Raw genomic sequence first — 22,737 nt, 5'->3', positions numbered from 1 at the left:
GTCAGGCCTGCTCGGCGAGTCCGGCGTGCTCGGCGACGAGCTCGCGGGCGGCGTCGAGGTCGGCGGGGGTCTTCAGGGCCAGGGTCTTCACACCGGGCAGCGCACGCTTGGCCAGACCGGTCAGTGTGCCGCCGGGGCACACCTCGATCAGCGCGGTGACGCCGAGCTCCTTGAAGGTCTCCATGCACCGGTCCCAGCGGACCGGATTGGCGACCTGGCCGACCAGGCGCTCCAGCACCTCCGCGCCGGTGGTGACGGACCGCCCGTCCTTGTTGGAGACGTACGTCACCCTGGGGTCGGCCGGCGTGAGCGCCTTGGCCGCCTCGGCGAGCTTGTCCACCGCGGGCGCCATGTGGTGCGTGTGGAACGCGCCGGCCACCTTCAGCGGCACGACCTTGCGTACGCCCTCGGGCTTGTCCTCGGCGAGCGCGGCCAGCTGTTCCATGGTGCCCGCCGCCACGATCTGACCGGCGCCGTTCACGTTCGCCGGGGTGAGGCCGAGCTTCTCCAGGTGCGCCACGCTCACCTCGGGGTCGCCGCCGAGCAGCGCCGACATGCCCGTCTCGGTCACCGCGGCGGCCTCGGCCATGGCCAGGCCCCGACGGCGTACGAGGGTCAGCGCGGCGGTGTCGTCGAGGACCCCCGCGAACGCGGCGGCGGTGATCTCGCCGACGCTGTGCCCCGCGACCGCGCCCGGCGTGATCTCCGTGCCCGCCGCGTCAGCGGCGAAGGCGTACGTGCCGAGTGCCGCGGCCGAGAGGAGTCCGGCGGCGACGAGCAGCGGCTGGGCCACGGACGTGTCACGGATCTCGTCCGCGTCGGCCTTCGTGCCGAAGTGGGCGAGATCGAGTCCAATGGCGTCGGACCACCCGGCGACGCGGTCCGCGGCACCGGGAAGGGCGAGCCAGTCAGTCAGAAAGCCGGGCGTCTGGGCGCCCTGGCCGGGAGCGACGAGTACGAGCACTCTCACACTCTCTCTTGAGGACGGTCGCGACCGCCCGTGAGGACAGGGACGAAGAACACGAGGGGGTTTTGTATACCCTCGACAAAAGCTCAGAGTTGCGGATCTCCATCGGCCAGACGCCCCAGGATGAGCGCGATCCGCAGTGTGAACGCAGACCGTACATCAGAGGGTGACCATCCGGTGACGTCAGTCACACGTCGGAGCCGGTAGCGCACGGTGTTCGGGTGAACGAAGAGCATCCGGGCGGCGCCTTCGAGGCTGCTCGCCTGTTCGAGATAGACGCTGAGGGTTTCCAGCAGCGCGGCCCCGGCCTCTTCCAGTGGTCTGTAGATCTCCTCCACCAACTGCTCGCGGGCCGAGGGATCGGAGGCGATCGCGCGCTCCGGCAGCAGATCGTCCGCCAGCACCGGGCGCGGGGCGTCCGGCCAGGCGGTGCAGGACTTGAGGCCGGCGGCGGCGGCCTGCGCGGACCGGGTCGCGGCCTGCAGGTCCGGCACCACGGGGCCGGCCACGACGGCGCCCTGGGCGAACGGCCCGATCAGCGACTTGGCGACCGCCAGCGGGTTGTCGCTGCCTCCCGCGATCACCACCAGCCGGTCCCCGAGCACCCCGGTCAGCACCTGGAGCTTCGCGTGCCGGGCCGCCCGCCGGATGGCCTCCACGGTCAGTTCGGAGTCCCCGTCGGGAGCGGTGCCCAGCACGACACACACATGCTCGGGCGAGTTCCACCCGAGGGCGGCGGCCCGGGACACGGCGCCCTCGTCCGCCTCCCCGCTGAGCACGGCGTTCACGACCAGTGACTCCAGCCGCGCGTCCCAGGCACCGCGTGCCTCGGCGGCCTGGGCGTACACCTGGGCGGTGGCGAAGGCGATCTCCCGGGCGTACACGAGCAGCGCCTCGCGCAGCACGGACTCGTCCCCGGGGGCCGCGACCTCGTCGATCGCGGACTCCATCACCTCGATGGTCGTCCGCACCATCTCGACGGTCTGCCGCAGCGTGATCGCCCGGGTCAGCTCGCGCGGCGCGGTGCCGAAGACATCGGTGGAGATGGCCTGCGGGGCGTCCGGGCGCCGGAACCACTCGGTGAAGGCCGCGATGCCCGCCTGGGCCACCAGCCCGATCCAGGAACGGTTCTCCGGTGGCATGGCCCGGTACCACGGCAGCGTCTCGTCCATACGCGCGATGGCCTGCGCGGCGAGCGATCCGGAGGACTGCTCCAACCGCTTCAGGGTCGCGGTGTGCGAGTGGACGGCGTGCGCCGTGGGCTCGGGCTTGCTGGTTTCGGGTTCGGGCACGGGGACAAGACTGCCTTATCGGGACGGGCGGGCGTGTCGCCGGGGCTGCGCTCGACGCCCGTGCGGCTCCGGGGCCGCCGGGAGCCGGGGCTACGGTGGACGGCGTGATGGACGTACGGCGCGCCGACGAGCGCTACCCGGGAGGCGACGCGGCGGCGGGCATCGAGTCGCGGCACGCCTTCTCCTTCGGACCCCACTACGACCCCGGCAACCTCCGCTTCGGTTCGCTGATCGCCTGCAACGAGGAGCGTCTCGCCCCCGGTGCAGGCTTCGACGAGCACCCGCACAGCCACACCGAGATCGTCACGTGGGTGGTGGAGGGCGAGCTCACCCACCGCGACACCGCCGGCCACGAGACGGTCGTCCGCGCCGGGGACGTGCAGCGCCTCAGCTCCGCGGCCGGAGTCCGCCACGTCGAGCGCAACGACGGCTCCGCCCCCCTGACCTTCGTCCAGATGTGGCTGGCTCCCCGCGACCCCGGCGGCGACCCCGCCTACGAGATCGTCCGCGGCATCGCCGACTCCACCCCGTACGCGGTCCCCGAGGCGGGCGCGATGCTCCATGTGCGCCGCCTGGCGGCGGGGGAGCGGACGGCGGTGCCGGACGGGGCGTATGTGTACGTCCATGTGGTGCGGGGCGATGTGACGCTGAGCGGGGAGGAGCTGGGCGCCGGGGACGCGGTGCGCATCACGGACGCCGAGGGGGCGGAGGCGGTGGCGGCGACGCGGACGGAGTTGCTGGTCTGGGAAATGGCCGGGAGCTGATCGCTCCCCCTCACCGAATTCGGCACCCCCGACGTCCTCCGGGAGCCGGGGCAGCCGGTACCGCCCGACCCCCCGCCCGCGGTGCGGTGGACAGCGGTGCGGGGCGCAACCTACGTGTAGGTGCGTGTAGTAGGCGGCGGAGTGCTGCTGAGCGGGGAGGCGTTGGTGCCGACGGCGCGGTGCGGTTCACGGACGCGGAGCCGCTCGTGGGGGAGATGGTGCGGGGAGACGTACGTGGGCAGGCTCCGCCGAACCGGTACAACTCGGCTTCGGCGGAGCCTGTAGACGGTCGGGCCAAGCTACGACGAGAAGCCCGTCCACTTGCCGCGTCAATGAGATGTCAGGTCAATGGATCCATGAACGGACCTGCGACCCTCTCGATGGCTTCGAGGGTGATGGCCGGAATGAAAGACGAATCGCGCTCCATTCCCTCAGGAAGGTGCGCACGCATGTCCTCCGGGCACAGGAACGTACCGTTGGGGACGAGGATACCTGCGCCGAGCTGGTCCGTCAGCTCGACGACAATCTTCCATACGTCACCGGCCTGCGGGTTTTCCACACTGATGAAGCGTTCGAAGACGCCCACCTCGGCCTCGCTGCCGTCAGCGGCACGAATCCAGAATTCCGTTGCGCCGTCGCTCACCTTCTCGGGCTCGGCACGGGCGGGCGAGAGGACCGCCCGGACCGCGTCCATGTCGGGTCGGGCCAACTCGCCGTCCGAGAACCTGTAGAGGCTCAGGTTGTAGCTCATTACGCTTGTCCCTGTCTGAACACGAACTTGATGCCCTTGACGTTGTTTTCGAGCGCCCATAGTTCCAAGGTGGCTCGGGTCTTTTCGTCGGACATGTACCACACGACGGGTGTGCCGTTCGCAGCCTTTACCTGCTTCACCATGGCAGTAGTCTCCGACGTGGGGAATTTGAGCCGTCCTTCGCCGTTGATCCAGCTTTCCTTGTAGTGGATGTTCTTGGCGTCGATAAGGGTTCCGTTCTGGTATCCGTCGAACTTCACTACGGCGCTCCGCGGCCGCCCTGTGACCGCGCACCGAAGGAACTACTCACTCCGGCGGACGCGGCGGGTCACTGTAGGCACGCACCAAGATCATTGACCGGAACCTGCCACCCGAAGCCTGATCGCAGTGGCTTTACAGCACTGCGTGAAGATGCTGCCGCCGGGAGGGGGCCACTCACTTGAAAAGCGTGAACCTTTCGACGTTTTCGTCCTCGCGCCGCTCCTTTGAGCACCCCGAGGACGCTTGTGGCCTGCTGTTCACGCTTTCAGCAAGGTGAGCTTCCGTCGGCGCGAACACACATCCGCGTAGATGCGCTGGCTACCGCAGACTGTCGACGAACGCGCTCCACGCCCCTGCGCTCACGGTCAGGACGGGACCGACCGCTGGGGTGTCACGCCGCGCCCGGACGGCCAGGGCAGGACGGTGTGGTTCGAGTGCCGCCTCAGCCGCGCAGCTCCGCCAGCACCGCGTCCGTGAAGGCCGGCCAGACCTCGGCCGCCCAGGGGCCGAAGGCGCGGTCGGTGAGCGCCACGCAGGCGAGTCCGGCGTCGGGGTCGATCCACAGGAACGTACCGGACTGGCCGAAGTGCCCGAAGGTGCGCGGCGAGGACGAGGCGCCCGTCCAGTGCGGGGACTTGGAGTCGCGGATCTCGAAGCCGAGGCCCCAGTCGTTGGGGTTCTGGTGCCCGTAGCCCGGCAGGACGCCCTTCGTGCCCGGGTACTGGACGGTCATCGCCTCGGCGACCGTGCGGGGATCCAGCAGGCGCGGCGCCTGTACCTCGGCGGCGAAACGCAGCAGGTCCTCGACCGACGAGACACCGTCCTTCGCGGGGGAGCCGTCGAGGGCGGTGGCTGTCATGCCCAGCGGCTCCAGCACCGCCTGCCGCGCGTACTCGGCGAACGGGATGTCCGCCGCCTTCGTGATGTGGTCGCCGAGCTGCTCGAAACCGGCGTTGGAGTACAGCCGGCGCTCCCCGGGCGGGGCGGTCACCCGGTGCTCGTCGAAGGCCAGGCCCGAGGTGTGCGCCAGCAGGTGGCGGACCGTCGCCCCGGGCGGGCCGGCGGGCTCGTCCAGTTCGACCGCGCCCTCCTCGTACGCGACGAGCGCCGCGTACGCCGCGAGCGGCTTGGTGACCGAGGCGAGGGGGAACGGTCGGCCGACGGGGCCGTGGGTTCCCACGACCGTGCCGTCGGCGCGTACGACACCCGCCGCGGCGGTGGAAACCGGCCAGTTCTCGATCAACGCGAGGCTCTGCAAGGACATACCCCGAGCCTAAGCGCTCACAGTGTCAGCTCCAGCAAAGGGTCCGGCCTCTGCCGGAAGCCCAGCGAGGCGTACAACGGCTCCGCCTGCGTGGACGCGGTGAGGCGGACCCGCCGGGCGCCGTGCTCGCGGAACCACTCCAGCAGTGCCTCCATGCAGGCCCGCGCGTATCCGCGGCGGCGCGCGTCCGGGTCGGTGGCGACGCTGAACACGTAGCCGTCGACACCGAGCGGGTTGCGGGCACCGCCGATGCGGTAGTCGAGCGTGCCGGCCACCAGCGCCGCGAGCGCCCCCGGCCGCTCCGGACGGTCCACGACGAACGCGGCGAAGGTGCCGTCCGGCTCGGCCAGCCTGCCGCGCAGGACGGGGAGGGACGCGGCGTGCCACTCGGTGGACGGGCTGGACCGCGCCACCGAATCGATCATCACCTGACGGAGGCGCAGTACTTCCTCCGCGTCTTCGGGCAGCGCGCGGCGTGCGAGAGTCATGCGGGGCATGCTAATCAGCCGGGGCACCCGCCCTCCCGGCGTTTTCCCACCGCGCGTGCTTGCTTCGAGTGCACTCCAAGGTCATAGCGTGTGCGGCATGACGGTGATGCAGACCACGGCCGAGACCCTCGTGCCGAACGCCACCAGAACAGAGACCGGGACAGAGACCAGGACGGACATCTGCTCCGCCCCGCCCCGGCGCCACCCGCGCCCCGACGGGCAGGACCGCTACACCATCAGCGAGGTCGTCGCCTTCACCGGACTGACGGCCCACACGCTGCGCTGGTACGAGCGGATCGGCCTGATGTCCCACATCGACCGCTCGCACACCGGGCAGCGCCGCTACAGCAACCGCGACCTGGACTGGCTCGACCTCGTCGGCAAGCTCCGCCTGACCGGCATGCCGGTCGCCGACATGGTCCGGTACGCGGAGCTGGTGCGCGAGGGCGAGAACACCTACCTCGACCGGCGGGAACTCCTGGAATCCACGCGCCGCGACGTGCTGACGCGGATCGCCGAACTCCAGGACACCCTCGCCGTACTCGACCGCAAGATCAGCTTCTACGGGGATGCCGGCCGCGCCGGTGAAACGGAGGGGACCCGATGACCGACCACAGGATCCCGACGGTACGGCTCGGCGACGACGGCCCCGAGGTGGGCGTCCAGGGCCTGGGCTGCATGGGCATGAGCTTCGGATACGGCCCGTCGGACGCCGACGCGTCGCGGGCGACCCTGGAACGGGCGCTGGAGCTGGGCGTCACGCTCTACGACACGGCCGACGCGTACGGGGCGGGCGAGAACGAGCGGTTCCTGTCGCCGTTCTTCAAGGCCCACCGCGACGAGGTCGTCATCGCGACGAAGTTCGCCCTGGCGATCCCGCCGGACGAGCCGACGAAGCGGATCATCCGCAACGACCCGCCGTACATCCGCCAGTGCGTCGAGGCGAGCCTGCGCCGCCTGGACGTCGACGTGATCGACCTCTACTACATGCACCGGCGCGACGTGCGCGTGCCCATCGAGGAGACCGTCGCCGTCATGGCGGACCTGGTCCGCGAGGGCAAGGTCAAGCACCTCGGGCTGAGCGAGGTGACGGGCGACGAGCTGCGGGCCGCGCAGGCGGTGCACCCGGTCGCCGCCGTGCAGTCGGAGTGGTCGCTGTTCAGCCGGGACATCGAGGCGGGCGTGGTGCCGGCCGCCCGCGAACTGGGCGTCGCCCTCGTCCCGTACTCCCCGCTCGGCAGGGGCTTCCTCACCGGCGCCTTCACCAACGCCGACCAGGACCTCGCGGCCGGTGACTTCCGCCGCCAGCAGCCCCGCTTCACCGGCGACAACGCGGCGGCCAACGCGGCCCTCCTCGACCCGGTCCGCACGGTCGCCGACGCCCACGGCGCCACCCTCGGCCAGGTCGCCCTGGCCTGGGCCCAGCAGCGGGCGCGGGTGCACGGCCTCCCGGTGGTCCCGATCCCGGGCACCCGGAAGCCGACGCGGGTGGAAGAGAACGCGGCGGCGACGAGGATCGTCCTGACGGAGGACGAACTGGCCCTCCTGGAGCCGATCGCGGGCAAGGTGGCGGGCACCCGCTACGCGGACATGTCGTTCACGTCGGCGGGCCGGGAATAGAGCGCAGCCGGGGCGGCGACGCCCCCTGAGGGGTGCGGGGCCGTGGCGTGGGCGCGGGCCCGCCGCGTGCGCGCGAGCAGCCCGCCACCACCCGCGCCCCGCGAGGAAACCGCACCCGAGACAACCGCGACCGGCGGAAGCTAGAGCTCCGCCAGCAACTCCGCCTTCTTCGAGGAGAACTCCTCGTCCGTCACCAGCCCCGCCTGATGCAACTCCCCGAGGTGCCGGATCCGCTCGGCGATGTCCGCCGGATCACGCCGAGGCGCCGGCACCGGCACCGGCACCGAGGCACCCGCGCTCCGCTCCCGCACCGCGGCCAGCACCGCCGCGGCGAACGGGAGCGACTCGTGCACGGGCCCGTACCCGAGCCCGAACACGACCGCCGCCGGATCCTGGTCGGCCTGCGGAACGCCCGGCGTCCCGTCCCGTGGCAGCAGCCGCAGATAGCCCTCGAACATCTCGGGGGACCGCCACTCCACGCCGCCCAGCCCGGCGACCGGGAAGCTCTGGTCGCCGGCCTTCCACTTCGCCGACGACGCACCCGTCCAGAACCACCGGAAGGCCACCGACGTGCCGTCGAAGGACGCCTTGCCGTCGTACGCCTTGAAGTGCAGCGGCGCCTCGGGCGCGGCCACCAGGTACCGCTCGGTCTTGCCGGTCTCGGTCAGCAGCGTCCGCAGCTCGTCGGCGTAGTACTCCGCGAGCGTCTCCCGTTCGGCGGGCAGCACCAGCCGGTACGGGTCGCAGCCCTCCTTCAGCTGCCCGGCCGCCGCCTCCATCAGCGGATCGGCGCCCGGGCGCGGCTCGACGCGCAGCACCACGGTGCCCCGCCTGCCGGGCGTGAGCGTCACCCCGGCGATCGCCTCCAGCGGGACACGGCGCTCGCCCAGGGCCTGGAACAGCTTGGGTGTTCGAATCCCCCGTTCGTAGCGGATGAGCACGGAGTCGGACTCGAACTCCCAGGCGGCATGAAATCCGGCCAGTACGTCACCCATGCGGCTCATCGTATGCGGCACCAGCCCTTCCGTCCCCTCCCCGCGCAAACCGGAGTTTCTGCTCCTCTACGCGCGTCCGGCCGCCGTCGCCAGGGACAAACCCGCCCGGCATGTGTCGTCTTCCGCGGCGCAGGCGACCGTGCGGTATGCGCCAACGCCGATCTCCGCGAAGTTCCGCAGGCTCTCCGTGCCCGGTACGAAGTAGCCGCTGTGCCCCTGTGCACCCCGCGCGGACAGCACCCGGGCCCCGAACGCCGCGGACACCGGATCAGCGCCGTGGCCGAGGCCGCCGACCTCCAGGTACGGCACGTCCTGGATCCAGTCGTCGGCGTCCCGCATCGCCCACACACGGGCCGAGGTGTGCAGGTGGGAGGCGTTCTCGACGCGCATGCCGGGACTGCCGGCCACCGCTATGTCGCTCACCCGGCCGGGCAGCGTGTCGGCGGCGAGGCCGCACACCACCGAGCCGTAGCTGTGGCAGAACAGGGAGACGGGGGACCGGCCGGGCAGCGCCCGCAGCAGCGCGTTCAGCCGGACGGCCCCGTGTTCGGCGCGGGTCGCCGTGGCGGCCTCCATGCCGAGGCCGCTGGGGGACGTGTAGTCGGCCCAGGCGATCACGGCCGTACGCGTGCCCGGACTCACCCTGCGCTCGGCCGCGTGCAGCGACTCGGCCATGCCGACGGGCGCCGAGTACTTGCGGGCGGTGCGCTGGAAGGTGAGCAGTTCGGTGTCGACGCCGGGCACGACGACGGACACGCGGTCGGCGCGGTCGAGATCCCCGAACACCTCGGCGATCCTGCCCGAGCCCGCCGGGTCGAAGGCGAGGATGCGGCGGTCGGGGGCGAGCAGCGACTCGTAGTGGTGCGCGCGCCGGCCCGCCTCGCGCTGCCCGGACAGGGACAGCCGCTTGTCGTGCATCCGTAGTCGCTCCACGGCCCGTGCCTTGCGCAGCGCCGCGCGGTTGGCGAGGTAGCGCAGCTCGACGGGGGCGCCGTTCATGTTGCCGACGGCGAGGGGGTAGCGGCGGGCCAGGCTCTCGCGCTGCCACTGGGCGAGCGAGGCGAAGAAGCGGGCCAGCCGGGCGGGGGCCGCCTGCGCGTCCGGCAGCCGGCGCCCGTCGATCCGGCCGTTCTCCCAGGCCGTGACCGACGCTTCGAGGGCCGTGGGACCCCGCTGGTTGCGCAGGGCGGTCCAGCCGGTGGTCGCCAGCATCACGAACACCACGGCCAGGGCGAGCAGTGCGCGCCAGACGTTCAGCTGCGGAGAGGTGTCGAAGGAAGTCACTGGGAGGACACCCTAGGAGAACGGGACGGTCTCCCGTGAATCAAGTGACACGCATCACGTTTCGATCATGTGCTACGGGGCTGAAGCGCGCCCGTCCGGCCCCCGGGAGTGCCGCCAGTCGCCCGTGAGCGCGGGTTCCACCTGGTCGAGGTAGGAGGCGGTCAGGTCGCGCAGCGCGGCCAGACCGGCGTCGTCCCGCGCCGACCAGATGCGTTCGGTCACCCGCATCACCGCCCCGAAGACGGCCACGACCACGCGTGGCCGGGGGTCCGCGTCGACGTCGAGGTTCTCGCGGTCGGCGATGACGCGGGCGATCTGCTCCTCCAGCTCCGTGGCGCGCCGCAGGTGGGCCGCGAGGAGCGCGGGCGTCGACTCGATGACCCGGTAGAAGCGCATGTGCAGGTCGAGCGGGACCAGTTGCTCGACGGTCTCGCCGATGGTGCCCCAGCTCTCCACGAGGGCCTGGCGCAACGCGTCCAGCGGTGCCTCGCCGGGCGGGCGGCGGCGTACGGCGTCGACGAAGTGCGACTCCGCGAGCCGCGACACGAAGAAGGCCGCCTCCTCCTTGCTGGCGAAGTAGCGGAAGAAGGTGCGCTGCGAGACATCGGCCGCCTCGGCGATGTCGTCGACCGTCGTCTCCTCGTAACCCCGCTCGGTGAACGACTCCAGCGCGGAGCGCAGCAGCGCGTCCCGGGTGCGTTGCTTCTTGCGTTCGCGCAGGCCCGGAGGGGGTGCTGTGTCCGCCATCTTCAAAAGGTCGCTCCTCGCGTCGGCCCCGGCGTGTTGCCGCGCTGCCTTTTCGTTGTGTTTCCGCAGTTCAGGCTATAGGGAGATGACGTGTCAGTTACTGACCAATGAATTGGTTTGTCAACTGTCAGCGACTGTCATTAGCCTCGAATGTATGACTAGTCAGACCACCATCGACAAGACGGGGTCGGGGGGCGGGGGAGCATCGTCCGGCCCGTCGGGCCCGGCTCCGGCCAGCGGACTGCGCGGCCACCCGTGGCTCACCCTCGTCACCGTCGCTGTAGGGGTCATGATGGTGGCCCTCGACGGCACCATCGTGGCAATCGCCAACCCGGCCATCCGGGACGACCTGAAGGCCAGCTTCGCCGACGTCCAGTGGATCACCAACGCCTACTTCCTCGCCCTCGCGGTCTCCCTGATCACCGCGGGCAAGCTCGGTGACCGCTTCGGCCACCGGCAGACCTTCCTCATCGGCGTGGTCGGCTTCGCCGCCGCATCCGGTGCCATAGGCCTGTCCGACACCATCCCGCTGGTCGTCGTCTTCCGGGTGCTCCAGGGCCTGTTCGGCGCCCTGCTGATGCCGGCCGCGCTCGGTCTGCTGCGAGCCACCTTCCCGGCCGAGAAGCTCAACATGGCCATCGGCATCTGGGGCATGGTCATCGGCGCCTCCACCGCGGGCGGCCCGATCCTCGGCGGTGTGCTGGTCGAGCACGTCAACTGGCAGTCCGTGTTCTTCATCAACGTGCCGGTGGGCATTCTCGCCGTCGTCCTCGGCGTCATGATCCTCCTGGACCACCGTGCGGAGAACGCGCCGCGCTCCTTCGACGTCCTCGGTATCGCGCTGCTCTCCGCCGCGATGTTCTGCCTGGTCTGGGCGCTCATCAAGGCCCCCGAGTGGGGCTGGGGCGCCGGCACGACGTGGCTGTTCCTCGTCGCCTCCGTCGCGGGCTTCGGGCTCTTCGCCCTCTGGGAGACGAAGGTCAGGGAGCCGCTGATCCCGCTGGCACTGTTCCGTTCGGTGCCGCTGTCGGCGGGTGTGGTGCTGATGGTCATGATGGCCATCGCCTTCATGGGCGGCCTGTTCTTCGTGACGTTCTACCTCCAGAACGTGCACGGCATGAGCCCGATCGACGCCGGCCTGCACCTGCTGCCGCTCACCGGCATGATGATCGTCGGCTCCCCGCTGGCCGGCGCGATGATCACCAAGGTCGGTCCGCGCCTCCCGCTCGCGGGAGGCATGGCGTTCACCGCGCTCGCCATGTACGGCATGTCGACGCTGGAGACGGACACCGGCAGCGGCCTCATGTCGCTCTGGTTCGCCCTGCTCGGTCTCGGACTCGCGCCCGTCATGGTCGGCGCCACCGAGGTCATCGTCGGCAACGCGCCGATGGAGCTGTCCGGTGTCGCCGGTGGTCTCCAGCAGGCGGCCATGCAGATCGGCGGCAGCCTCGGTACGGCCGTGCTCGGCGCCGTGATGGCCTCCAAGGTCGACAGGGACCTGGAGGGCAACTGGGCGGACGCCGGCCTTCCGAAGCTGGCGCCGGAGCAGCTGGGCGAGGTCTCCGAGGCGGTCCAGGTCGGTGTGCCGCCGGTGGCCGCGGGCATGCCGGAACAGGTGGCCGCGAAGGTCACGGAGGTCGCCCACGACACCTTCATCTCCGGCATGAGCCTGGCGTCGCTCGTCGCCGCCGGCGTCGCCGCCGTGGCCGTGCTGGTCGCGTTCCTCACCAAGCGCGGTGAGAACGCGGAGGCCGGCGCGGGAGTGGGCCACATCTGACACGGAGCGCACGACGGAGTGCCGGCCCGCCGGGCCCGGCACTCCGCCCTTTTCCGGCCCTGTTCGCCTATCCGGGTGACAGGGTCGGCGAACCCTCCCCTCCGGCGAACCTCGCAGGTCACAGTGGGTCAGGTCCTCCGGAGGGCACGGAGGGCGAGAGGCTGCGGCGCGCTGCTGGAGGGGGGCAGCGCGCAGGCAGCGTGTGCGCGGCAGGCATGAGGCGCCGCAGAGGGGTACCCGAACTCCGTGAGGAATTCAGGGAGTTGACGATGGCGAGCTTCGGACGGGGATCGCGCGGGCACCCCCGCTCACGTGGCCGGACGTGGTCACGGACCGGGCCGGATCGCGCGACGCTCGCAGTCGTCGGAGTCGTCTGCGCGGTCGCCGGGTTCTTCGTGCTGGGGATCGTCCTCGGCCCCGTCGCGATCGTCTGCGGCCGGCTCGCCATGGGCCGAAGCCGGGCGGGAGCCCGCCCGGCACCGGCCGTGGTCGCCCTTGTCCTGGGTGTCATCGACACGGTCCTGGCGGTCGTCGGGTTCCTCGGAGCGGCGGCGCCGGGCCACGGCATGCTGTGAGACCCTCCGCACCCGCCTACGCCGAGGAGCCGCCGGTGTTCCGGATCATCTGCTGGAGGACTCTCAGCGTCGTGACGTAATCGGCGTCGTCGATGTCCCGGTGGATGTGGTCCCGGATGGCCGGGGTGTGCTGCTGGAGGCCCGTGCGAGCCTCCTCGCCCGACGCGGTGATCCATAGCCGTCCCGCGGCGTCGCGGGTCAGCCAACCGCGCCCCAGCAGGACTTCCGCCTCCGCCTCCAGGTCGTCTTCGGGCCTGAGGTACGCGCTCATGGCCTGCCGGAGTTCGGGGACGGTCATACCGCGGCCGTCGGGTGAGATGTCGTTCTTCGACAGGTTGCGCAGCAGCCAGAACTGGGGCTGGGTGAAGCCCAGCTCGGCCTGCCGGGCCCGAACGAACGAAATGACGGCCTCATAGGCCAATCCGGTCCAGTACCCGGCGGGCTGCGCCGCGAGCTCGGCGTCGGACAGGGGTCGCGTAGTCATGCGTGCTGCTCCCTCAGGGATGGCTGATGATGCGGGGACGCTAGGACCTCGAGCGAAGTCGAGGTCAAGGCCGGACTCGGGTCCGACGCCGGCGTGAACGACCACCCCGCTCCGTCACCCGGCGACCGGACGTTCCTCCCCGCGACCGCCACACCCGCCCGCCCCGCGCGGACCCGGCGGCCCGCCCCGCGCGGACCCGGCGGCCCGCCCCGCGAGGACTCCGTGGGCCGCACGGCAAGAGCCCCACGGCCGCACGGCAAGAGCCCCGCCCCGCGCCCGCACAGCAAGAGCCCCGCGCCCGCACAGCAAGAGCCCCGCGCCCGCACCGCAAGAGCCCCGGGGGAACAGACCCCGAGGGGCGGCGGAGCCGCAGCCCCACCGCCCCTCGCACGACCGCTCACGCGCGCTACGCGCTACGCGTCACCGCCCGCGACCCCCGGATCCGCCGCCGCGACTTCCAGCAGCTGGTACCGGTCGATCGCCTGCTTCAGCACCGACCGGTCGACCTTCCCCTCCCGCGCCAGCTCCGTCAGCACCCCCAGCACGATCGACTGCGCGTCGATGTGGAAGAAGCGCCGTGCCGCACCGCGCGTGTCCGCGAAGCCGAACCCGTCCGCGCCCAGCGACTGGTACGTCCCCGGCACCCACCGCGCGATCTGGTCCGGAACCGACCTCATCCAGTCGGACACGGCCACGAACGGCCCCTGCGCACCGGTCAGCTTCCGCGTCACGTACGGCACCTGCTGCTCCTCCTCGGGATGCAGCAGGTTGTGCTCCTCGCACGCCACCGCCTCGCGCCGCAGCTCGTTCCAGGAGGTCGCCGACCAGACGTCGGCGCGCACGTTCCACTCCTCCGCGAGGATCCGCTGGGCCTCGACCGCCCACGGCACCGCGACCCCGGACGCCATGATCTGCGCCGGAATGGAACCGGAGGTCCCCGCGCTGAAGCGGTACACGCCCTTGAGGATGCCCTCGACGTCCACGTTCTCGGGCTCGGCCGGGTGCTGGATCGGCTCGTTGTAGACGGTGAGGTAGTAGAAGACGTCCTCGCCGTGCGGGTGCCGCTCGTCCCCGCCGTACATCCGGCGCAGACCGTCCTCGACGATGTGCGCGATCTCGAAGCCGAAGGCCGGGTCGTAGGCGACACAGGCCGGGTTGGTGGACGCCAGGAGCTGCGAGTGGCCGTCCGCGTGCTGGAGACCCTCGCCGGTCAGAGTCGTACGGCCCGCGGTCGCACCGAGCACGAAACCCCGCGACAGCTGGTCGCCCATCTGCCAGAACTGGTCACCGGTGCGCTGGAAACCGAACATCGAGTAGAAGACGTAGACCGGGATGAGCGGTTCGCCGTGCGTGGCGTACGCCGATCCGGCCGCGATCAGCGAGGCCGTGCAGCCGGCCTCGGAGATGCCGTCGTGCAGCATCTGCCCGGTCGGCGCCTCCTTGTAGGCGAGCAGCAGATCCCGGTCCACGGACTCGTACTGCTGCCCGAGCGGGTTGTAGATCTTCGCGCTCGGGAAGAACGAGTCCATGCCGAAGGTGCGGTACTCGTCCGGCGCGATCAGTACGAACCGCTTGCCGATCTCCTTGTCCCGCATGAGGTCCTTCAGCAGCCGCACAAAGGCCATCGTCGTCGCGATGGACTGCTGACCCGACCCCTTCTTCACGGTCGCGTACGCCTTGCCGTCCGGCAGTGCCAGGGGCTTCGAGCGCACGACGCGGGTCGGGACGTAGCCGCCGAGACCCAGGCGGCGGTCGTGCATGTACTGCATCTCCTCGGTGTCCCGGCCCGGGTGGTAGTACGGCGGCGGGCCGGACTCCAGCTCCTTGTCGGAGATCGGCAGGTGCAGCCGGTCGCGGAAGCGCTTGAGGTCGTCGACCGTCAGCTTCTTCATCTGGTGTGTGGCGTTGCGGCCCTCGAAGTTCGGGCCCAGCGTCCAGCCCTTGATCGTCTTGGCGAGGATGACGGTCGGCTGGCCCTTGTGCTCCAGGGCCGCCTTGTACGCGGCGTAGATCTTCCGGTGGTCGTGTCCGCCGCGCCCCAGGTGCAGGATCTGGTCGTCGGTCATGCTCTCGACCATCGCGCGCAGCCGGTGGTCGTCGCCGAAGAAGTGCTCGCGGATGTAGGCGCCGGACTCGGTGGCGTACGTCTGGAACTGGCCGTCCGGGGTGGTGTTCATGCGGTTGACCAGCACACCGTCACGGTCCTGGGCGAGCAGCGGGTCCCAGGTGCGGTCCCACACCAGCTTGATGACGTTCCAGCCGGCGCCCCGGAAGACCGACTCCAGCTCCTGGATGATCTTGCCGTTGCCGCGCACCGGGCCGTCGAGGCGCTGCAGGTTGCAGTTGACCACGAAGGTCAGGTTGTCCAGGCCCTCGCGGGCGGCGATGGACAGCTGGCCCAGCGACTCCGGCTCGTCCATCTCGCCGTCACCGAGGTAGGCCCACACGTGCGAGCGGGACGTGTCCGCGATGCCGCGCGCGTGCATGTAGCGGTTCATCCGCGCCTGGTAGATCGCGCCGATCGGACCGAGGCCCATCGACACCGTCGGGAACTCCCAGAAGTCCGGCATCGACCGTGGGTGCGGATACGACGACAGGGCGTGCGGCGCCTTCGACTTCTCCTGCCGGAACCCGTCGAGGTGCTCCTCGCTGAGCCGGTCCAGCAGGTACGCGCGCGCGTAGATGCCCGGCGAGGCGTGCCCCTGGAAGAAGACCTGGTCGCCGCCGTCGCCCTCGTCCTTGCCGCGGAAGAAGTGGTTGAAGCCCACGTCGTACAGGGAGGCGGAGGAGGCGAAGGTCGCGATGTGACCGCCGACGCCGATGCCGGGGCGCTGCGCGCGTGAGACCATCACAGCGGCGTTCCACCGGGTGGCGTTGAGGATCTTGCGTTCGATCTCCTCGTTGCCGGGGAAGAACGGCTCGCTCTTGGTCGGGATGGTGTTCACGTAGTCCGTGCTGCGCATCTCGGGCACGGCCACGCGCTTCTCGCGGGCCCGCTCGATCAGCCGCAGCATCAGATAGCGGGCCCGCTCCCGGCCCCGCTCGTCGACGGCGGCGTCGAGGGAGTCGAGCCACTCCTGGGTCTCCTCGGGGTCGAAGTCAGGAACCTGACTCGGAAGGCCACCAATGATGATCGGATTGCGATCACTGCGATCACTGCGATCGGATGCGGAAGCCACGCTGTTCCTTCGCTGTCGGAGGGCCACTGTGCCGGGTGTCGCGCCGATTCCCCGCCGATTCCCCATCGTGTACCTCGCGGGGCCAAACGTCATCTGTACCGTGGGGTAACCGATTCCCCCATGGAGTCGGGGGCACGTTCATTCGAGTCTCGTACCCACACGTGGTTCCCAAATACGCAAACGGGGCAGATAGGTGTGGTGTACGTCACCTTTGGTCTGGATGGCATGGCTGGAGTTGCGGCGACACGGCCGGGATCGTCACCGTTTCGGCGGTCCCAGTCGCCGGGTACTTGCGCGATCCGTCCCGCCCGTGTGGACTACGGCCAATGCTTCGCGCACGCGCGTGGCTGAGATATTCACCAAGACATGATCAGGAGGCAACCCGTGAGCGCGACCGCGGACCACGCGGAGGAGCGGACGAACCCTGCCGTCAGGCTGGGGTTCCAGCCCGGGCAGGTGGTCCAGGAGATCGGCTACGACGACGACGTCGACCAGGAGCTCCGCGAGGCCATTGAGGGCGCCGTCGAGGGCGAGCTGGTGGACGAGGACTACGAGGACGTGGCCGATGCCGTCGTGCTGTGGTTCCGTGACGACGACGGCGACCTGACGGATGCGCTGGTGGATGCCACCACGTACATCGAAGAGGGCGGGGCGATCCTGCTCCTCACGCCGAAGACCGGCCGTTCGGGGTACGTCGAGGCCAGCGACATTTCGGAAGCCGCGACGACGGCCGGACTGACGGCGTCCAAGAGCGTCAGCGTCGGAAAGGACTGGAGCGGCAGCCGGCTGGCGACGCCCAAGGCCGCCAAGTCCAAGCGGTAGCCGCCAGGCTCCGCACCACACCCGGACCTCGTACGGGCCGACCGCCGTCGGCCCGTCCGCGGACCCGCGATGATCCCTGCGTAGGGTGGTTCCCAGCGAACCACCCTACGAAGGGACGAACAGGACATGACGCTCCAGGTCGGCGACAAGGCCCCCGACTTCGAACTCAAGGACAACCACGGCGCGACCGTCCGGCTGTCCGACTTCCGCGGCCGGAAGAACGTCGTGCTGCTCTTCTACCCGTTCGCCTTCACCGGTGTGTGCACCGGCGAGCTGTGCGAGGTGCGCGACAACCTGCCGCAGTTCTCCGACCGGGACACCCAGGTGCTCGCCGTCTCCAACGACTCCATCCACACCCTGCGCGTCTTCGCCGAGCAGGAGGGCCTGGAGTACCCGCTGCTGTCCGACTTCTGGCCGCACGGCAACGTCTCGCGCGCCTACGGCGTCTTCGACGAGGACAAGGGCTGCGCCGTCCGGGGCACCTTCATCATCGACCAGGAGGGCGTCGTGCGCTGGACCGTCCTCAACGGCCTGCCGGACGCCCGTGACCTGGCCGAGTACGTCAAGGCGCTCGACGCCCTGTGACCCGCACGTGATCGCCGCGTGATCGACACCCTGTGATTTGTCGGCTTCAGGGCCTGCGGTGAACGGGAACCCGTCACTAGGATCGACTCGTTGATCCGGTATCCGCAAAAGACATCCGACGGTCGACATCCGACGCTCGACATTCAACGCACTTCGGGGCTTCCCGCCCCTGGACACCAATGGAGGACTCGTGGGAGTCAGCCTCAGCAAGGGCGGCAACGTTTCGCTGACCAAGGAGGCCCCCGGCCTGACCGCGGTCATCGTCGGTCTGGGGTGGGACATCCGCACCACGACCGGCACCGACTTCGACCTCGACGCCAGCGCGATGCTGCTGAACAGCGGCGGCAAGGTCGCCAGCGACGCGCACTTCGTCTTCTTCAACAACCTGAAGAGCCCGGACGGATCGGTCGAGCACACCGGTGACAACCTCACCGGTGAGGGCGAGGGCGACGACGAGCAGATCAAGATCGACCTCGCCGGAGTCCCCGCCGACGTCGAGAAGATCGTCTTCCCGGTCTCGATCTACGACGCCGAGAACCGCCAGCAGTCCTTCGGCCAGGTGCGCAACGCGTTCATCCGCGTCGTCAACCAGGCCGGCGGCGCCGAGATCGCCCGTTACGACCTGAGCGAGGACGCCTCCACGGAGACCGCCATGGTCTTCGGTGAGCTCTACCGCCACGGTGCGGAGTGGAAGTTCCGCGCCATCGGCCAGGGCTACGCGTCCGGCCTGCGCGGCATCGCCCAGGACTTCGGCGTGAACGTCTGACGCACCCATACGTCCGAGGCGACGGCCTCGACCGCGACGTCCGAGGCGACGGCCTCGACCGTCACGTCCGAGGAACGGCCTCGACCGTCCGGCGCCGCACGGTTCACGTGCGGCGCCGGACGTGCAGGAAACCCGAGAACCATCACCCGGGGAGGGATCACCATGGGCGTCACGCTGGCCAAGGGCGGCAACGTCTCCCTGTCCAAGGCCGCACCGAACCTCACACAGGTACTGGTCGGGCTCGGCTGGGACGCGCGTTCCACCACCGGAGCACCCTTCGACCTCGACGCCAGCGCACTGGCGTGCAGCAGTGGCCGGGTGCTCGGCGACGAGTGGTTCGTCTTCTACAACCAGCTCAAGAGCCCGGACGGCTCCATCGAGCACACCGGTGACAACCTCACCGGCGAGGGCGACGGCGACGACGAGTCGGTGCTGATCGACCTCTCCGCGGTGCCGGCTCACTGCGACAAGATCGTCTTCCCGGTCTCGATCCACATGGCAGACGAGCGCGGCCAGACCTTCGGCCAGGTCAGCAACGCCTTCATCCGGGTCGTCAACCAGGCCGACGGCCAGGAACTCGCCCGCTACGACCTCAGCGAGGACGCCTCCACGGAGACCGCGATGATCTTCGGCGAGCTCTACCGCTACCAGGGCGAGTGGAAGTTCCGTGCCGTGGGACAGGGGTACGCGTCGGGGCTTCGGGGCATCGCTCTAGACTTCGGAGTCAACGTTTCGTAAAGCCGCGTACGGCGCGGGGGAGCCCCGTACACACACGATTGGGTAGCCAGTGGTTCTGAAAACCTTCGGGTGGTCGTTCGCGGTCACCGCGCTCGGCCTGGTGGCCGCGATCTTCTACGGGGGGTGGACCGCCTTCGGCGTCGTGGCGATCCTGTCCGTCCTGGAGATCTCGCTCTCCTTCGACAACGCGGTGGTCAACGCCGGGATCCTGAAGAAGATGAATGCCTTCTGGCAGAAGATCTTCCTCACCATCGGCATCCTGATCGCCGTCTTCGGCATGCGCCTGGTCTTCCCGGTCGTGATCGTGGCGGTCAGCGCGTCGCTCGGCCCGATCGAGGCCGTCGACCTCGCCCTGACCGACAAGGACCGCTACCAGGAGCTGGTGACCGACGCGCATCCGTCGATCGCCGCCTTCGGCGGCATGTTCCTCCTGATGATCTTCCTGGACTTCATCTTCGAGGACCGGGACATCAAGTGGCTGGGATGGCTGGAGCGGCCGCTGGCCAAGCTCGGCAAGGTCGACATGCTGTCGGCCTGCATCGCCCTGATCGTGCTGCTGATCTCCGCGATCACCTTCGGCGCCCACGCCCACCAGCACGGCGGCGCCCACGTCGACAAGGCGGAGACGGTCCTGCTGTCCGGCGTCGCCGGTCTGATCACCTACCTGGTCGTCGGCGGTCTCTCCGGCTTCTTCGAGGACAAGCTCGAAGAAGAGGAGGAGCGCGAGCACGAGGCCGAAGAGGCGGCCGAACGCGCCGGCAAGCCCAAGTCGGCCGTCAGGCTGGCCGGCAAGGCCGCGTTCTTCATGTTCCTCTACCTGGAGGTCCTGGACGCGTCGTTCTCCTTCGACGGCGTCATCGGCGCCTTCGCCATCACCAACGACATCGTGCTGATGGCCCTCGGCCTCGGCATCGGCGCCATGTACGTGCGGTCCCTGACCGTCTACCTGGTCCGCGAGGGCACCCTCGACGACTACGTCTACCTGGAGCACGGCGCGCACTACGCCATCGGCGCCCTCGCCGTCGTCCTCCTGGTGACCATCCAGTACGAGATCAACGAGTTCATCACCGGCATGATCGGCGTGGTCCTCATCGGCGCCTCCTTCTGGTCCTCCGTGCGCCGCAACAAGCGGCTCGCCGAGGCCGGGGGAGAGGGCGGCAAGGAGAAGGCGGAGGTCTCCTCCGGGGTGTGAAACGTTGCTGTTCCCGGGCCGGGTTCGCCCCCGGTGCACCTGCTCCTTCGGTGTGAACACGGTCCGGGTGAGGAACGCTCTGTGCGGGGCGGCCGACGAGGACGACTCCTCGGGGCCGCCCCGTCGGCGGTCCGCGGCCGGTGGAACGAGCGAATGTGGGGGCGGGAATGGGTTTCTTGGACGGTCTGTGGCGCGGTCGCGAGGCCGAGTTCGACTCGGGCAACGCGGCGACCAACTCCATCCAGCTGACCAAACGGCACAGCCAGGTCTCCCTGACCAAACAGGGCGCGGCCACCGGTCACCTGCGCGTCAACCTCGCCTGGAGGATGCGGACCTCGGACATCATGGGCACGCAGCGAGAGAGCCTGCTGCGGCACCCCTTCAAGGCGCTCAAGCCCCCCGAGGTCGTCGGCCACAGCCAGAGCATGGTCAACGTGGACCTGGACCTCGGCTGCCTCTACGAGCTCCAGGACGGCTCCCGCGGCGTCGTCCAGCCGCTCGGCGGCTTCCTGGGCGACGCCAACGGCCCGCCCTACGTCAAGCTCAGCGGCGACGACCGCTTCGGCTCGGGCTCCGGCGAGACGCTCTACGTCAACCTCGACCACCGGGACGCCATCAAACGCCTCCTGCTCTTCGCCTACATCTACGACCAGACCCCGGCCTTCGACCGGACGCACGCCATCGTCACGCTCTACCCGAGCAACGGTCCCCGTATCGAGATAGGCCTCGACGAACGCCACCCGCAGGCGCGGTCCTGCGCCGTGGTGATGATCGAGAACGTCAAGGGCGAGATCTTCGTCCGCCGCGAGGTGAAGTTCGTGTACGGCTTCCAGGGCGAGCTGGACCGCCTGTACGGGTGGGGCCTGCAGTGGGGCCGGGGGCACAAGAGCAAGGCGGAACGCTGAGTCCCCACCCGTACCGCCGAGACACCGCGAGCGGCGTTCGGGTGCCCCCGCGCGTGCTGCCCGGGTTCGTCCCCGCGCGTGGCGCTCGGGTGTCGTCCCCGCGCGTGGCGCGCGGTCTCCACGCACCTGCCGCTCGGGCGTCCGCGCGCGCACCGCGCAGGTGGTTACCGCCCGATGAACTGGGGTCCCTGCGGCGGCAGCCGGAAGTCCGGGTCGGGAGCCCCGGTGACCGGTGGCGGGTAGCCGTAGCCGGCCTGTGCGCCGGCGCCCCCCGCCGCGGCCGGCGCCTGCGGGTACCCGTACCCGGCGCGTCCAGCCGGCTGCGGGTAGCCGTAGGCCGGCTGTGACGGCGGCGGCTGCTGCGGGTAGCCGTACGCGGGCTGTGCCGGCACCCCTGTGGGCTGCGCCGGCACCCCTGCGGGCTGCGCGGGTGCCCCCGTGGGCTGCTCGGGAGGCAGTGGCCGCGAGATCTCCGGCACGGGCTGGACGGTCGTCGGCTCGTCGGGGCCGACCACCGGCGGGACGGACGCGGACTGGGCGGACGTGTGCGGGGACGGTTCGGGCCGGCGGGCCGACATGGGGTCGTCCGCCCCTTCCGACTCGTCCACCGAGATGCCGAAGTCGGTCGCCAGGCCCTTCAGCCCGTTCGAGTAACCCTCACCCAGCGCCCGGAACTTCCAGCCCTCCCCGCGCCGGTACAGCTCGCCGCAGATCAGCGCTGTCTCCTCGCCCGTCTCCGGCTTGACGTCGAAGTACGCCAGCGGTTCCGCGTCGGCGTCCGTCGCGTCGTACAGCAGGATGCGCAGCGACCGGACCTGGTCGAAGGCGGCGCCGTCCGCCGAAGCGACCAGCAGGATCCGGCCCACCGAGGACTCGACCCCGGGGAGGTCTGTCTGGATCGTATCGGTCAGGCCCTCGGCGACCCGCTTCTTGCCGAGCCGCCAGACCTGACCCGAAGGGTGCCGGGGCTGGTTGTAGAAGACGAAGTCCTCGTCGGAACGCACGCGGTCGTCCGGACCCAGCAACAACGCGGAGGCGTCGATGTCGGGGACCCCCTGCCCGGGTGCCCAGCGCAGCACGGCGCGTACCGTGGTGGCTTGCAGCGGGACGTTCGACCCCTTCAGCATCGCGTGCGTCATGCCGTCATCCTGCCCTCTCGGTCCTGGTCACGACAACGCGGGGGCGGGTACGCGGGTCGTGCCCGCTCACCCCGGGTCGCCGCCGCCGACATGCCCGGGTTACCTGGAATTCATGCCCGGTGGGAACCTCCGACATGGATAC

General features: G+C 70.2%; 23 protein-coding genes. 11 read left to right on the top strand and 12 right to left on the bottom strand.

Annotated features, from left to right (window positions below):
- Window position 1 precedes the first annotated feature (1 nt).
- Both ACP4IX_RS06690 and fasR read right to left on the bottom strand, forming a co-directional pair.
- Window positions 2–964 carry an ACP S-malonyltransferase gene (locus ACP4IX_RS06690; RefSeq protein WP_426519534.1) on the bottom strand — a complete coding sequence of 321 codons (963 nt, stop codon included), beginning with the start codon at window positions 962–964 and terminating at the stop codon, window positions 2–4.
- 89 nt (window positions 965–1,053) lie between these two features.
- A complete protein-coding gene (fasR, locus tag ACP4IX_RS06685; RefSeq protein ID WP_426519532.1) occupies window positions 1,054–2,259 on the bottom strand; it encodes a fatty acid biosynthesis transcriptional regulator FasR in 1,206 nt (401 codons plus the stop codon).
- A gap of 107 nt (window positions 2,260–2,366) precedes the next feature.
- On the opposite strand from fasR, the gene ACP4IX_RS06680 reads away from it, so the two are divergent.
- A complete protein-coding gene (locus ACP4IX_RS06680) occupies window positions 2,367–3,023 on the top strand; it encodes a pirin family protein (RefSeq protein ID WP_426555078.1) in 657 nt (218 codons plus the stop codon).
- Between the two features lie 340 nt (window positions 3,024–3,363).
- Here ACP4IX_RS06680 and ACP4IX_RS06675 read toward each other — a convergent pair whose 3' ends face one another.
- The 4 genes from ACP4IX_RS06675 to ACP4IX_RS06660 form a co-directional block, all read right to left on the bottom strand.
- Window positions 3,364–3,774 carry a hypothetical protein gene (locus tag ACP4IX_RS06675; protein ID WP_426554977.1) on the bottom strand — a complete coding sequence of 137 codons (411 nt, stop codon included), beginning with the start codon at window positions 3,772–3,774 and terminating at the stop codon, window positions 3,364–3,366.
- Window positions 3,774–4,034, bottom strand: coding sequence for a hypothetical protein (locus ACP4IX_RS06670; RefSeq protein ID WP_426519528.1), 261 nt, complete (start codon window positions 4,032–4,034; stop codon window positions 3,774–3,776). The genes ACP4IX_RS06675 and ACP4IX_RS06670 overlap by 1 nt, the downstream gene beginning before the upstream one ends.
- 443 nt (window positions 4,035–4,477) lie before the next feature.
- Window positions 4,478–5,299, bottom strand: a complete 822-nt coding sequence (locus ACP4IX_RS06665; protein ID WP_426554976.1) for a serine hydrolase domain-containing protein — start codon at window positions 5,297–5,299, stop codon at window positions 4,478–4,480.
- Between the two features lie 17 nt (window positions 5,300–5,316).
- Complete coding sequence (locus ACP4IX_RS06660; protein ID WP_426519524.1) at window positions 5,317–5,787, bottom strand: GNAT family N-acetyltransferase; 471 nt, start codon at window positions 5,785–5,787, stop codon at window positions 5,317–5,319.
- A 97-nt stretch (window positions 5,788–5,884) separates the two neighbouring features.
- Between ACP4IX_RS06660 and ACP4IX_RS06655 the strand changes: the two genes are divergently transcribed.
- On the top strand, window positions 5,885–6,394 hold the full coding sequence (locus ACP4IX_RS06655) for a MerR family transcriptional regulator (protein ID WP_426554975.1): 510 nt from the start codon (window positions 5,885–5,887) through the stop codon (window positions 6,392–6,394).
- The gene (locus tag ACP4IX_RS06650; protein ID WP_426554974.1) at window positions 6,391–7,407 is read left to right on the top strand and encodes an aldo/keto reductase; all 1,017 of its coding nucleotides are present in this window, start codon (window positions 6,391–6,393) and stop codon (window positions 7,405–7,407) included. Before ACP4IX_RS06655 ends, ACP4IX_RS06650 begins: the two co-directional genes overlap by 4 nt.
- A gap of 140 nt (window positions 7,408–7,547) precedes the next feature.
- Here ACP4IX_RS06650 and ACP4IX_RS06645 read toward each other — a convergent pair whose 3' ends face one another.
- The 3 genes from ACP4IX_RS06645 to ACP4IX_RS06635 form a co-directional block, all read right to left on the bottom strand.
- Window positions 7,548–8,402, bottom strand: coding sequence for a DUF4429 domain-containing protein (locus ACP4IX_RS06645; RefSeq protein ID WP_426519518.1), 855 nt, complete (start codon window positions 8,400–8,402; stop codon window positions 7,548–7,550).
- Between the two features lie 66 nt (window positions 8,403–8,468).
- The gene (locus ACP4IX_RS06640; protein WP_426519516.1) at window positions 8,469–9,686 is read right to left on the bottom strand and encodes an alpha/beta hydrolase family protein; all 1,218 of its coding nucleotides are present in this window, start codon (window positions 9,684–9,686) and stop codon (window positions 8,469–8,471) included.
- A 72-nt stretch (window positions 9,687–9,758) separates the two neighbouring features.
- Window positions 9,759–10,433, bottom strand: coding sequence for a TetR family transcriptional regulator (locus ACP4IX_RS06635; RefSeq protein ID WP_426519514.1), 675 nt, complete (start codon window positions 10,431–10,433; stop codon window positions 9,759–9,761).
- A 154-nt stretch (window positions 10,434–10,587) separates the two neighbouring features.
- Between ACP4IX_RS06635 and ACP4IX_RS06630 the strand changes: the two genes are divergently transcribed.
- Together ACP4IX_RS06630 and ACP4IX_RS06625 are read left to right on the top strand one after the other, a co-directional pair.
- On the top strand, window positions 10,588–12,210 hold the full coding sequence (locus ACP4IX_RS06630; protein ID WP_426519512.1) for an MFS transporter: 1,623 nt from the start codon (window positions 10,588–10,590) through the stop codon (window positions 12,208–12,210).
- A 269-nt stretch (window positions 12,211–12,479) separates the two neighbouring features.
- Window positions 12,480–12,785 (top strand): small hydrophobic protein, encoded by a 306-nt coding sequence (locus tag ACP4IX_RS06625; RefSeq protein WP_426519510.1) that lies wholly within the window; start codon window positions 12,480–12,482, stop codon window positions 12,783–12,785.
- A 16-nt stretch (window positions 12,786–12,801) separates the two neighbouring features.
- Here ACP4IX_RS06625 and ACP4IX_RS06620 read toward each other — a convergent pair whose 3' ends face one another.
- Entirely contained in the window at window positions 12,802–13,269 is a 468-nt protein-coding gene (locus tag ACP4IX_RS06620) for a MarR family transcriptional regulator (RefSeq protein WP_426554973.1), read from the bottom strand.
- A gap of 413 nt (window positions 13,270–13,682) precedes the next feature.
- Window positions 13,683–16,514 carry a pyruvate dehydrogenase (acetyl-transferring), homodimeric type gene (gene aceE / locus ACP4IX_RS06615; protein WP_426554972.1) on the bottom strand — a complete coding sequence of 944 codons (2,832 nt, stop codon included), beginning with the start codon at window positions 16,512–16,514 and terminating at the stop codon, window positions 13,683–13,685.
- 318 nt (window positions 16,515–16,832) lie between these two features.
- Between aceE and ACP4IX_RS06610 the strand changes: the two genes are divergently transcribed.
- The 6 genes from ACP4IX_RS06610 (at window position 16,833) to ACP4IX_RS06585 (ending at window position 21,456) form a co-directional block, all read left to right on the top strand.
- Window positions 16,833–17,270: a DUF3052 domain-containing protein gene (locus tag ACP4IX_RS06610; protein ID WP_055416717.1), complete on the top strand. Its 438-nt coding sequence runs from the start codon at window positions 16,833–16,835 to the stop codon at window positions 17,268–17,270.
- A 126-nt stretch (window positions 17,271–17,396) separates the two neighbouring features.
- Window positions 17,397–17,855, top strand: a complete 459-nt coding sequence (locus tag ACP4IX_RS06605) for a peroxiredoxin (protein ID WP_426519503.1) — start codon at window positions 17,397–17,399, stop codon at window positions 17,853–17,855.
- A 190-nt stretch (window positions 17,856–18,045) separates the two neighbouring features.
- Entirely contained in the window at window positions 18,046–18,621 is a 576-nt protein-coding gene (locus ACP4IX_RS06600; RefSeq protein WP_426519501.1) for a calcium homeostasis/redox stress adaptation protein, read from the top strand.
- Between the two features lie 162 nt (window positions 18,622–18,783).
- A complete protein-coding gene (locus ACP4IX_RS06595; protein ID WP_426519499.1) occupies window positions 18,784–19,359 on the top strand; it encodes a TerD family protein in 576 nt (191 codons plus the stop codon).
- Between the two features lie 49 nt (window positions 19,360–19,408).
- Window positions 19,409–20,551: a DUF475 domain-containing protein gene (locus tag ACP4IX_RS06590; protein WP_426519497.1), complete on the top strand. Its 1,143-nt coding sequence runs from the start codon at window positions 19,409–19,411 to the stop codon at window positions 20,549–20,551.
- A gap of 167 nt (window positions 20,552–20,718) precedes the next feature.
- Window positions 20,719–21,456: a TerD family protein gene (locus ACP4IX_RS06585; RefSeq protein WP_426519495.1), complete on the top strand. Its 738-nt coding sequence runs from the start codon at window positions 20,719–20,721 to the stop codon at window positions 21,454–21,456.
- 164 nt (window positions 21,457–21,620) lie between these two features.
- Here the strand turns inward: ACP4IX_RS06585 and ACP4IX_RS06580 are convergent, their stop codons facing one another.
- Window positions 21,621–22,595: a TerD family protein gene (locus ACP4IX_RS06580; protein ID WP_426554971.1), complete on the bottom strand. Its 975-nt coding sequence runs from the start codon at window positions 22,593–22,595 to the stop codon at window positions 21,621–21,623.
- Between the last annotated feature and the right edge of the window lie 142 nt (window positions 22,596–22,737).

The sequence above is a fragment of the Streptomyces sp. WG5 genome (genome assembly GCF_049974565.1).
In the GTDB taxonomy this organism is placed as follows: domain Bacteria; phylum Actinomycetota; class Actinomycetes; order Streptomycetales; family Streptomycetaceae; genus Streptomyces.
The sequence above is the reverse complement of the archived record's forward strand: the minus strand, read 5'-3'. Positions and strand labels throughout refer to the sequence as shown.

Bases quoted from the DNA above. Each gene is read 5' to 3' on its own strand.
- ACP4IX_RS06680 (WP_426555078.1), top strand. From the start codon at position 2,367: ATGGACGTACGGCGCGCCGACGAGCGCTACCCGGGAGGCGACGCGGCG.
- ACP4IX_RS06675 (WP_426554977.1), bottom strand. From the start codon at position 3,774: ATGAGCTACAACCTGAGCCTCTACAGGTTCTCGGACGGCGAGTTGGCC.
- ACP4IX_RS06665 (WP_426554976.1), bottom strand. From the start codon at position 5,299: ATGTCCTTGCAGAGCCTCGCGTTGATCGAGAACTGGCCGGTTTCCACC.
- ACP4IX_RS06660 (WP_426519524.1), bottom strand. From the start codon at position 5,787: ATGACTCTCGCACGCCGCGCGCTGCCCGAAGACGCGGAGGAAGTACTG.
- ACP4IX_RS06655 (WP_426554975.1), top strand. From the start codon at position 5,885: ATGACGGTGATGCAGACCACGGCCGAGACCCTCGTGCCGAACGCCACC.
- ACP4IX_RS06650 (WP_426554974.1), top strand. From the start codon at position 6,391: ATGACCGACCACAGGATCCCGACGGTACGGCTCGGCGACGACGGCCCC.
- ACP4IX_RS06645 (WP_426519518.1), bottom strand. From the start codon at position 8,402: ATGGGTGACGTACTGGCCGGATTTCATGCCGCCTGGGAGTTCGAGTCC.
- ACP4IX_RS06635 (WP_426519514.1), bottom strand. From the start codon at position 10,433: ATGGCGGACACAGCACCCCCTCCGGGCCTGCGCGAACGCAAGAAGCAA.
- ACP4IX_RS06630 (WP_426519512.1), top strand. From the start codon at position 10,588: ATGACTAGTCAGACCACCATCGACAAGACGGGGTCGGGGGGCGGGGGA.
- ACP4IX_RS06625 (WP_426519510.1), top strand. From the start codon at position 12,480: ATGGCGAGCTTCGGACGGGGATCGCGCGGGCACCCCCGCTCACGTGGC.
- ACP4IX_RS06620 (WP_426554973.1), bottom strand. From the start codon at position 13,269: ATGACTACGCGACCCCTGTCCGACGCCGAGCTCGCGGCGCAGCCCGCC.
- aceE (WP_426554972.1), bottom strand. From the start codon at position 16,514: ATGGGGAATCGGCGGGGAATCGGCGCGACACCCGGCACAGTGGCCCTC.
- ACP4IX_RS06605 (WP_426519503.1), top strand. From the start codon at position 17,397: ATGACGCTCCAGGTCGGCGACAAGGCCCCCGACTTCGAACTCAAGGAC.
- ACP4IX_RS06595 (WP_426519499.1), top strand. From the start codon at position 18,784: ATGGGCGTCACGCTGGCCAAGGGCGGCAACGTCTCCCTGTCCAAGGCC.
- ACP4IX_RS06585 (WP_426519495.1), top strand. From the start codon at position 20,719: ATGGGTTTCTTGGACGGTCTGTGGCGCGGTCGCGAGGCCGAGTTCGAC.
- ACP4IX_RS06580 (WP_426554971.1), bottom strand. From the start codon at position 22,595: ATGACGCACGCGATGCTGAAGGGGTCGAACGTCCCGCTGCAAGCCACC.